Below are 10,008 nucleotides of genomic sequence, written 5' to 3'. Positions count from 1 at the left end.
GCCTCCTGCGAGGGTAGGACGTTGCCACGCTAACTAAAGCCTTTGATAGCACTTACTATCAGAGGCTTTTTTGTTATCATTTGATTGTTTCGTCCATTGCAGTTTTAGCTCAGAAGGTAGAGCATTTCCATGGTAAGGAAAAGGTCCCGGGTTCAAATCCCGGAAACTGCTTATTAAATACTTTAGTGTTAGCGTCTTATAAGGGCTTTGTTCTCAATACGTTTTCAAAGTTTGTCGTTTTATTTAGTGCCCTTTCAATAGTGTCACCGTTAGTCGTATGTATTCATCAATTAGATATGAATATATACGACTAACGGTGATAGGTAATTCATCCAAATTTTTGTTCATTTTTTATTCCTTATTTCATGTAGAATGGTACACTAAGTCTGTAAGTTGAACGTTGTGTACTATCTACTGCTTACAAATCTTAGAAAGTTCTGCCAGTTGGAAGCTTGTGCATAAGTGTTCAACATATAAATGCTGTATCAAACTATGGATGGATTTCTAACTGGCTGGTTCAGATCACTTTTAGGGGGAATCAACATGAAGAGTCATTTTTTGCACGGATTTAAATTGCTATTTTTTGTAACCGCATTCATATTCCTTGGGGGTATATTTGCTAACTCAGCCAAGGCCGCGCCTGCGAATTTGACAGATGGAAATTACACGGTTCCAATGAAACTGTGGCAAAAAGCAGATCCAACTCAGAGTTCAGTTGCCAATCAATTCTTTGATCCAACAGCTTCCGTTAATGTTTCACAAGGCAACTATTTTATTACCTTAAAACTAGTAAAGGGCGTCACCTTTATAAATTCAATGACTATCGGTGATCAGACAGTTTCTCCAACGGTGTATAGCAAGGAGCCGGATGGTGGTTCGGGAATGATAGCATTTACACAAGCAAATCCTGATGAAGTCTTGCCGGTTGACTTCTCACTCCAAGTTCCGCTTGGACCTAATGACGCGTTAATTCCGATGAATCAATGGGCACTATTTGATTTTTCTTGGTCACAAGCTACTAAGATATCTAACAATACACCCGTGACGCCTAATGTAACGCCGAATAATGGTCAAGTTGTAGTTACACCACCCTCTCAGACATCAGCAGCCACAACGCCAACTAGCACTAGTAGTTCCACTCCTGCCAAACCAGTTGCTGTCAGTGCCAAAGTAACGCCAAAGAAAGCCAAGGTACCAACAACAACTCGAACCTACGTTGTTTTGAAGGGATCTTCTAATTCAAAGTCAATGGCTAACAAATACTACACTCGAAAAGCAACGATTCAAAAAGTCAATAAGCATTATAATGTCCAATTAAAAGTTAGCTATAATAAGAGTTTAAAATTAGGCAGTAAAGCTGTTCGTCCTGTAACGATTAATAATCGTAAGGTGAAGGCTTCAACCGTGAAGTTTGGTCAAACTTCCAAAACCTATACGATGACTTACTCATTTAACGTTGCATCATTTAAGACGTTAAAGCATTTAATCAAAGGATCGATTCATGTCACCGTTCCATATATGAAGATCAGCCAAACATTCCCAATTCGATTTAAATTCAGTCAAAAAGCGCCTGCAAAGGCACACAAGGCTGCCAAAATTATTGCCTCGAATCAGCAAACAACTGATGGGAGGGTAATCAATGCGATCGGTCAATAAATTTCTATTATCAGTCACTGTGATATTGGGAATTCTATTGCTAGTTCCATTGACAGCCAACGCGCAGTCGATTTCATACAAGTCACTAAAATATGGCACTAACCAAACTTCAATGGCAACAGGCTACTTTGTGCATCCTGCAGCCGTTGTTGTTCGTGATAATTCCTACTACGTCACGATGCAAATTAAAACCGCTAAAAGTCTATCTCCGTTTCCCGTTAAAGTACTCTGGGTAGATGGGCAAACGCCACGAGCAATCCGGAAAGTCAGGGATCGAGCGGGCAATTCCCGTTTGTATTATTCGTTCTTCACGAAAAACCTGAAGAAACGAATTAACGCAAAATTGGCAATTGACGTACCAAAAGCCTATAAAGCTCGCCACTTGATTACGTTTGAGTTTAATCCGACCGGGCTACCAAAGCTTAAGGCACCTAGGTCTGTCCATCACGCTGTTTCGACCACCCACAAAGCAGCTGTTGTTTCGACAGCCAGCAAGCCCAGCACCAAGTCAGTCAGTAACTCGAAAACAGAAACACCCAAGGAACAGCAACCAAGTGCTGTTAACGATCATGCTAAAACCAAGTCCGAGTCGCATCCTAGTCAGGTAACTCACAAGAAGACGCCTAAGAAAGCAAGTTCGAAAAAACAAACTCAGCAGCCAAATAAAACGCAATCTTCCCGTGATACTGCAAAACCTAAGTCTAATGATCCGCAAAAAAGTCACCATAAAAATAACGGCACCCGTTGGATTGTTGGCGGTGTCGTTGCGGTAGCCGCCATTTCAGCTGGGGCTTGGATTTATTTGCGGCATTAGGGGGCGAATTGTGATGAAAGGTTCAAGAAAAATTGCCCTGATTGTACTATCATTGGTTTTGATTGTGGGACTAGCAGGCACGTTTTTTGTCAATCAAAGTCGGAAAAGCGCCAGCCGAAAGCCAAGGATTGTTGCCACAACCTATGCGGTGGTTCAAATTGCTGACAAGTTAAAGCTACCCTTGGTGGGGATACCCACAACTCAAAACAAGATACCTCAGCGGTATACGCATGTTACTCGGGTAGGAAACCCAATGAATCCAAGCGTGGAAAAGATTGCAGCATTAAAGCCAACGGTCGTCTATTCTGTTACGACATTAAAGGATCAGTTTGGAAGAGCGTTTAAGCAGCGGCATATTCAGCCCCATTTTTTGGACTTGACCAGTGTCGCTCAATTAGAACAGACCGTCCAAATAATGGGGACGACGTATCATCGTAAATCTCAGGCAACGAATGCTATCAATCAAATTAAGCAAGCTAAACAGCGCGCAAAAGCGGTAGCGATAAAACATGCAGTCAAACTCAGAGTGCTTGTTTTAATGGGACTGCCCGGAGCATCATATATGATTGCCACTAACAAATCTTATGTTGGCGATTTGGTCGCAATTTCTGGTGGTAAAAACGTTTTTGCTTCAAAGAGTCAGGAATATATACAGCCAAATGATGAAGAAATTAAACGGGCAAATCCCCAAGTTATTTTAAGATTGGCCCATGCATTGCCTCAAATTGTTGTCCCCCAATTTAATTCTGAGTTCAAAAGTGACCCAATGTGGCGGACGGTTTCAGCGGTTAAACATCATCGGGTTTATAACCTTGAAGAGCCAAATTTTGACGCGACAGCCAATATGCGGGCAGCACAGGCGATTAAAATCGTTTCTAATTGGCTCTATCCCTCAAAGGGGAGCGGTAATTGATGAATAACTCAGAGAAGCTTTGGTACTTAGTAATCATTTGCCTATTGATCGTAACGATATTAATTTCGTTTACCCTTGGTGCGAGTTTCATTTCGCCTCAAGAGATGATAAGTGCATTTTCAGGCCATCATCCAAATCAAAATGAAATTTTGCTAACAATCCGGGCGCCGCGGATTTTAGCAGCATTATTATGCGGTGCAATGTTAGCAGTGGCAGGGGCTCTTAGCCAGTCCGCATTTAAAAATATCTTGGCCGATCCCAGTATTCTTGGAATAACCAGTGCCGCTGAACTCTTCGTCACGTTTGGCGGGTTCTTATTACCAACTTTTACCGGTGGTAAATTGATTGATGCATTACTTGGTGGCGCCTTTGCATTACTATTTTTAACGTCTCGCTCAGTGCTAAAAAGCCCTTATAAACTTATTATTGTTGGGGTTGCGTTAATGTTGACATTTTCGGGCTTCCAGCAGTTATTCTCTGATGGAATGGCACAAACAACAACCGGATCGTTAAACGGGATTACCTGGTCAGATACAACTGGGCTCTTGATCCTGGGGGTTAGCGGGATGCTAATTGCGGTCTTAGTTTCACCATGGGCCAACTATCTCAAGTTATCGGGAGTTCAGTTGCAGACGAAGGGGGCATCGCCATTGCTTATGCGGTTTTCGTTGTTGGCAGTAATGGTGTATCTTTCGGCTGGAACAACAGCGGTTGTGGGAATTGTCCCGTTTGTAGGGATTGTTGTTCCTAACGTTGCGAGACACTTAGTTGGACGGGACTATACCACACTTATTCCAATGTCGATGTTACTGGGGGCTTGGTTACTATTGGTCGTGGATACGATTGGTAGGATTGTTGTGTTACCAAGCGAACTGTCAGCTGCAACCTTGATGACGGTACTCGGTGGCCCGTTCTTAGTTGTGATGTTACAAAGGAGGCTGTCGAATGGAATTAAATCAAGTTAGTTTCCGCTATCCAAAACATCAGACAGTTCTTCATGACATTTCAGTAGAAGCACCTAAAGGGAAAATTATCTCAATAATTGGTCCCAATGGTTCCGGTAAATCAACCATTTTAAAGTTGTTAGCCGGAATTTTAACGCCAACGGTCGGTCAGGTAACTCTCGATAATCAATCGATTAATACTTTTTCACGTAAACAACTCGCTAGCAAACTTGCAATTGTGAGCCAAAAAAACGATCTGTATGACGAAATAAAAGTGATTGACGTTGTCAAGACCGGCAGACTGCCATATCACAAGTTGCTTGACGTTATTTCTGATGAGGAAGTTACGCAGTATTTGGCAATGACTAATTTATCTGAATTAGCTCAGCGGCCTATGACATCGTTATCTGGTGGGCAGCAACAGCGCGTATGGCTAGCTTCTGCTTTGGCTCAAGAACCGGAGTATCTCCTTTTAGACGAGCCAACCACCTATTTGGATATTCATTATCAAACAGATCTGATGGCTATTTTAAAGCAACTTCATGAGCGCGAACAGATAACAATTGTTATGGTTTTACATGACATTAACCAAGCATTTAAGATTAGTGACGAATTATGGTTAATTAAGGATGGTAAATTAGTAGCTGAAGGTAGCCCGGAAAAGTGTTATGATTCTGAGCTACTGGGAGCTGTCTTTGAAGCGAGAATGCAAATTGTGACGGTGCCGCATTACGGTCGTTATATTGTGGAAATTCCAGGCAAGTAAGGGGCATTTTTTGTTAGAGGTTCTTGCATGCAATCTTTTGCTTTGCGGAGTGCGCCAATTCTACGTGAAAGAGAACAATTACTAGATTAAAATTAAAGAGAAAGTCATACCGACAACAATCCTTTTACCCACAATGTCCAAACAAAACAGCCAACAATGAACGTCTGCTCATTGTTGGCTGTTTTGTTTGGACCTAATTCTGTTGTATTTCTTGAAAGTTAATCATTATTTTTATACAGCGACTGTGGGATTCCATACCGTGAACGGCCCCAAGTCTTTTGTAACCACGGAACAAACCAGTAATCTAAACCAAATGATCTACCAGATCCATTCATCAAGGCAATTGCAGCGAACAGAATCCAAGTCGTTGGCCAAGACATCATGGCTGCGAAGAATAGGATGATCATGGCAAGGTTGGCAATCCAAGTGAATAATCCAAAGAAGATTAGGCAGCCCAGGATCGCTTCACAAATTGCCAAACCACCACTACCAGTTAGAAGGTAGTGCGCGCTGATTCCGTCAATCATCAAGGCTAACCCAAAGAATAATCGGAGGGGTACACTCCACAAAACATTACTTCTACGGGCTGTGTGGCCACCAAAGACGGTCCGATTGTCATTTACCCTGAAGAATTCATCAAGAATATACTGGAACATGAAGTAGCCCGAGCGAATTCGCCAGAAGTAAAGTAAATTTGAACCGTGCTTCATAATTGTTGCAATCCAACCACGAATCCGCTTGCCGCCAAAGACTTGGGCAATTCCGTAGTAAGCGCCAAACGAAACAGTGAACCCCATATTCTTATCATGGAATTCCATATAATTATGGGAACCGTCAATATCGGCTGCAATGTTGGTTGAAGTAACCACAGCTTCGTTTTCGGCTTCCTGAGCTGTTTGGGGAACCGCTCTTTCAGCTCCTTGTTCGGTGGCATTGGCGTCATCACCAGCAACATAGATACTACTATCTTCAAATCCCTTGGCTTGGAGATATTGATTAGTAATCAAACGGCCACCATGACCAGCATCAATTCCAAGGCTATCTGCTAGTGAACTTGTTTTAACACCAGCTGTCCAAATCAACGTGTTTGTTGCAATTGAATCTTGATCCTTGATATCCACACTGTCTTTATTGACACTTACAATCATTGATGACTTCCGGATATCAATGTTATTTTTCTTTAGGTAATTTTCAGCTGAAGCGGCGTTTGTTCGATCTAACATGTTAATAATCGTTGGGGCGGCTTCAACTAAAATAATTTTGATTTCGCTGGGATCAATCTTATTTTCTTTAGCTAAAACTTTCTTATAATCGATTAACTCACCGATCGTTTCAGCACCAGTAAAACCAGAGCCACAGACAACCAATGTTAACATAGCCTGACGTTTCCGTGGATCTCGTTCAATTGCACCCTTAGCAATAATCTCTTTAATATGCTTCCTTAATTCTAATGCATCCTCAATAGACCAGAGGGTAAAACCATTTTCCTTAACCCCAGGTGTTCCAAAGTCGTTAGGTTCACCACCCAAACTAATTAATAAGCTGTCAAATGGGTAAGTGCCGTTCTTACAAGTTACCAGCTTGTTTTCCTTATCAACTGATGTTACTTCATCAGTGACTAATTGAACGTTCTTTTGCTTGTGGAAAATTCGCTGTAGATCATATTGAATACTGTCTGGATTGACCCGATCGGTGGCAACTTCGTGAAGCCTTGTCAGATAGGTAAAGAACGAATGCTTATCAATCAGCGTGATTTTAACATCTGAATTACTCTTAAAATGCTTGGCAAGCTTTTTAGTGGCGTAAACACCAGCAAAGCCCGCACCAATAACAACGATATTCTTACTCATGAAATATTCCTCCCCCTTAGTAAACAGTGAGCAGAGCAAAGCGGCTAGAAATCGGAGTGTAAGTCTCCTATCGAGGAAATTCCCGGGCTTGGAATTTTTTCGATAGGTGCTTACGCGCAGATTTCTGCTTTGTGCAGCTGTCCTAATAACAGTGAGCAGAGCAAAGCGGTTAGAAACTGGAGCATAAGTCTCCTCTGACAGAAATCCCTGGTTTTTAGGGATTTTTGTCAGAGGTGCTTATGTGGAAGTTTCTGCTTTGCGCAGCTGTCCTAATCCTGATAAGATTGCTTAAATATACATATAATGAATGATAGCATAAACGATTCTTATCACCATTAGTATAAGAGTGCTGGTATAAATTGTCTAATGAAAGCCATTGCAAATTACGACAATGAAGCCATACTTATAAATTAAGGAGCTGTTATAAACGATTAGACATCGCTTTCATTGGCTCGCCGCAATTGTATTTATAGGGTTGATGAAATATAAGCAACAATTGATAATTAAATGCAATTAAAGTTTGAATATTAAACGGTTTCTATATACAATGTAGGTGTATGAGGAGAACTCATTATTTCTTAGCAAGGGGGGAATATTAAATGTTGAGTATTGGTCTTTCGATGTTGGGGCTATCGCGGTTTCAATTTGCGATGACCACGGTTTTTCATTTCTTCTTCGTGCCGTTTTCGATTGGTTTAGCATTTATCGTTGCAATTATGGAAACAGTTTACGTTATCAAGAAAGATGATACCTACAAAGACATGGCGAAGTTCTGGGGGAAGATCTTCCTGTATAGCTTTGCTGTCGGGGTTGTTACTGGGATTATTCAGGAATTCCAGTTTGGTATGAATTGGTCTGATTATTCACGATTTATGGGGGATATCTTTGGTGCACCACTTGCCATTGAAGCTTTGGCGGCCTTCTTCTTGGAGTCGACATTTATTGGTTTGTGGATGTTTACCTGGGATCGATTCAATAAAGGAATTCACTGTTTGTTTATTTGGTTAACTGCGTTTGGATCGACGCTTTCAGCTCTTTGGATTTTGGCTGCAAATAGTTTCATGCAGAATCCAGTTGGGTACGCAATGAACGCAGCACAGCATAAGGTCGAAATGACCAGCTTTTCTGCCGTTATTATGAACCGTCAATTATGGAATGAATTTCCACACGTTATCTTTGGTGCATTCTTAACAGCAGCATTTGTTGTAGCTGGTTGTTCGGCATGGCGGTTACTTAAGAAGGATCACGAACACTTTTATCGCAAGTCGATGAAGGTATCGTTGATCATTGGCTTAATTGCCTGCATGGGTTCAGTTTGGTCCGGTGACACGCAAACGCGTTACTTGATCAATAACCAACCAATGAAATTTGCCGCAATGGAAGGGATTTACAAAAATTCCACCAATAAAGGTGATTGGTCAGCTGCTCAGGGAATTAAGAACCACCAAAAGACTTGGTCAATTGAAATTCCTTATGTCTTAAACATTCTTGGTCACCATAGTTTGAATGGGACGTTTAAGGGTCAAGAACAAGTGAACAAGGAATTAAAGGCTAAGTACAATAAGAACGGTGAAACTCGAAATTACTATGTTCCAACCAGAACTTTATTCTGGAGCTTCAGAATTATGGCAATTTCAGCCGGTCTATTCGGTTTAGTTGCAATCGTTGGGCTGTGGTTCAACCGAATGAAGTCGCAAAGCATTATGAGGCAACGTTGGTTCCTATATCTAATGGGATTGATGGTTTGGCTACCATTTATCGTTAACACTTGTGGCTGGTTTGTCACTGAATTTGGTCGTTATCCATGGGTCGTCTATGGCCTTTTGACCATTGCTGACGCCGTTTCGCCAACATCTACCGTCGCGAGTCTCTTGTTTACGAATATTGTATACTTCTTGATATTCGCATCGTTAGGGGCCGTCATGATTATTTTGAGTCACCGAGTACTCAAGCAAGGTCCGGATTCTGTTACAACGGACGGATATTCATCTAAGACGGAAGAATCGTCTAAAGTAGATCCTTATGAAATGGGGGCGGCTCATAATGACTAATCTGCAATTACTTTGGTTTCTGTTGATTGGTGTCCTATTCAGTGGGTTCTTCTTCCTAGAAGGCTTTGACTTTGGCATTGGCATGGCCGTTCGGTTCTTTGCTAAGAATCGAGATGAACGGGATGTTGTCATTCAGACAATTGGTCCTCACTGGGATGGTAACGAAGTTTGGTTAATCACGGCCGGTGGTGCGATGTTTGCATCCTTCCCAATGTGGTACGCATCTCTATTCTCTGGATATTACATCATGTTGTTCTTAATTTTAGTTGCGTTGATTTTCCGGGGTGTTTCGTTTGAGTTCCGAGCTAACATGCAAACGGATACTTGGCGAAACTTCTGGGAATGGGCATCAACGATTGGTAGTTTCTGCGCAGCCTTTCTATTTGGCATGATGTTTGTCAGTATGATCCAAGGGATGCCAATTGATGCCAATGGTAATATTTTCGGCGGCTTTACCGATTACGTTAACTGGTTCTCAATTGTTGGTGGGGTAGCTGTCTCACTACTTTGTTTCATTCACGGGCTCAACTTCTTACGGTTAAAGACATCCGGCGAACTCCGTGATCGTGCTCAAAAATGGAGTAAGGTGCTTTATCCGGTATTGCTTGCCGGGGAAGTTGTCTTCGTTGTGTTGCTTTACTTAACCACTGATTTCTTTGCTAAGAAACCAGTTTCAACGTGGTCAATTCTAATTGCGTTGGTTATCTTTACCTTAGCTGCATGGTGGGGTGCCCAGGCTAAGCATGATTGGGCATCGTTCATCGCTAGTGGACTTTCATTAATCAGTGTCGTTGTTCTGATCTTTAACGGGTTATTCCCGCGGGTTATGATTGCGAATAATAGTGCTCATTCAATCTTAATTAAAAATGCTTCAAGTTCACCATACACGTTGCATCTCATGACGATTTTAACGTTTACGATTTTACCAATTGTTTTGATTTACTTCATCTGGAGCTATTGGGTATTTTATAAGCGCCTGAAGTCACCACGAACTGTTGAACAGTAAGGTGTAAC

Annotated in this window: 8 protein-coding genes and 1 tRNA gene; 8 read left to right on the top strand and 1 reads right to left on the bottom strand. The window is 41.7% G+C overall.

Annotated elements, in window-relative coordinates; all coding sequences use genetic code 11:
- Positions 1-98 precede the first annotated feature (98 nt).
- The 6 genes from FC98_RS10280 (at position 99) to FC98_RS10255 (ending at position 5,093) form a co-directional block, all read left to right on the top strand.
- Positions 99-171, top strand: a tRNA-Thr gene (locus FC98_RS10280).
- 372 nt (positions 172-543) lie between these two features.
- A complete protein-coding gene (locus FC98_RS10275) occupies positions 544-1,656 on the top strand; it encodes an NEAT domain-containing protein (RefSeq protein WP_162254963.1) in 1,113 nt (370 codons plus the stop codon).
- Positions 1,640-2,470 (top strand): NEAT domain-containing protein, encoded by an 831-nt coding sequence (locus FC98_RS10270; protein WP_054655451.1) that lies wholly within the window; start codon positions 1,640-1,642, stop codon positions 2,468-2,470. Before FC98_RS10275 ends, FC98_RS10270 begins: the two co-directional genes overlap by 17 nt.
- A gap of 13 nt (positions 2,471-2,483) precedes the next feature.
- Entirely contained in the window at positions 2,484-3,383 is a 900-nt protein-coding gene (isdE, locus tag FC98_RS10265; protein WP_056949528.1) for a heme ABC transporter substrate-binding protein IsdE, read from the top strand.
- On the top strand, positions 3,383-4,348 hold the full coding sequence (locus FC98_RS10260) for a FecCD family ABC transporter permease (protein ID WP_008857670.1): 966 nt from the start codon (positions 3,383-3,385) through the stop codon (positions 4,346-4,348). The genes isdE and FC98_RS10260 overlap by 1 nt, the downstream gene beginning before the upstream one ends.
- Positions 4,329-5,093 (top strand): ABC transporter ATP-binding protein, encoded by a 765-nt coding sequence (locus FC98_RS10255; protein WP_008857669.1) that lies wholly within the window; start codon positions 4,329-4,331, stop codon positions 5,091-5,093. The genes FC98_RS10260 and FC98_RS10255 overlap by 20 nt, the downstream gene beginning before the upstream one ends.
- 218 nt (positions 5,094-5,311) lie before the next feature.
- Here FC98_RS10255 and FC98_RS10250 read toward each other — a convergent pair whose 3' ends face one another.
- On the bottom strand, positions 5,312-6,943 hold the full coding sequence (locus tag FC98_RS10250; protein WP_056949527.1) for an NAD(P)/FAD-dependent oxidoreductase: 1,632 nt from the start codon (positions 6,941-6,943) through the stop codon (positions 5,312-5,314).
- A gap of 599 nt (positions 6,944-7,542) precedes the next feature.
- Here FC98_RS10250 and FC98_RS10245 point away from each other — a divergent pair.
- Positions 7,543-8,994 carry a cytochrome ubiquinol oxidase subunit I gene (locus tag FC98_RS10245; protein WP_056949526.1) on the top strand — a complete coding sequence of 484 codons (1,452 nt, stop codon included), beginning with the start codon at positions 7,543-7,545 and terminating at the stop codon, positions 8,992-8,994.
- The gene (gene cydB / locus FC98_RS10240; protein ID WP_008857666.1) at positions 8,987-10,000 is read left to right on the top strand and encodes a cytochrome d ubiquinol oxidase subunit II; all 1,014 of its coding nucleotides are present in this window, start codon (positions 8,987-8,989) and stop codon (positions 9,998-10,000) included. The genes FC98_RS10245 and cydB overlap by 8 nt, the downstream gene beginning before the upstream one ends.
- The last annotated feature ends 8 nt before the right edge of the window (positions 10,001-10,008 follow it).

Origin of the sequence: Lentilactobacillus kisonensis DSM 19906 = JCM 15041, from assembly GCF_001434135.1 — a bacterium.
GTDB lineage: Bacteria > Bacillota > Bacilli > Lactobacillales > Lactobacillaceae > Lentilactobacillus > Lentilactobacillus kisonensis.
Note: the sequence above shows the minus strand (reverse complement) of the source record. Positions and strands in the feature narration are given on the sequence as shown.

Excerpts from the sequence above, each read along its gene's own strand:
- FC98_RS10275 (WP_162254963.1), top strand. The coding sequence starts at position 544 with ATGAAGAGTCATTTTTTGCACGGATTTAAATTGCTATTTTTTGTAACC.
- FC98_RS10270 (WP_054655451.1), top strand. The coding sequence starts at position 1,640 with ATGCGATCGGTCAATAAATTTCTATTATCAGTCACTGTGATATTGGGA.
- isdE (WP_056949528.1), top strand. The coding sequence starts at position 2,484 with ATGAAAGGTTCAAGAAAAATTGCCCTGATTGTACTATCATTGGTTTTG.
- FC98_RS10260 (WP_008857670.1), top strand. The coding sequence starts at position 3,383 with ATGAATAACTCAGAGAAGCTTTGGTACTTAGTAATCATTTGCCTATTG.
- FC98_RS10255 (WP_008857669.1), top strand. The coding sequence starts at position 4,329 with ATGGAATTAAATCAAGTTAGTTTCCGCTATCCAAAACATCAGACAGTT.
- FC98_RS10250 (WP_056949527.1), bottom strand. The coding sequence starts at position 6,943 with ATGAGTAAGAATATCGTTGTTATTGGTGCGGGCTTTGCTGGTGTTTAC.
- FC98_RS10245 (WP_056949526.1), top strand. The coding sequence starts at position 7,543 with ATGTTGAGTATTGGTCTTTCGATGTTGGGGCTATCGCGGTTTCAATTT.
- cydB (WP_008857666.1), top strand. The coding sequence starts at position 8,987 with ATGACTAATCTGCAATTACTTTGGTTTCTGTTGATTGGTGTCCTATTC.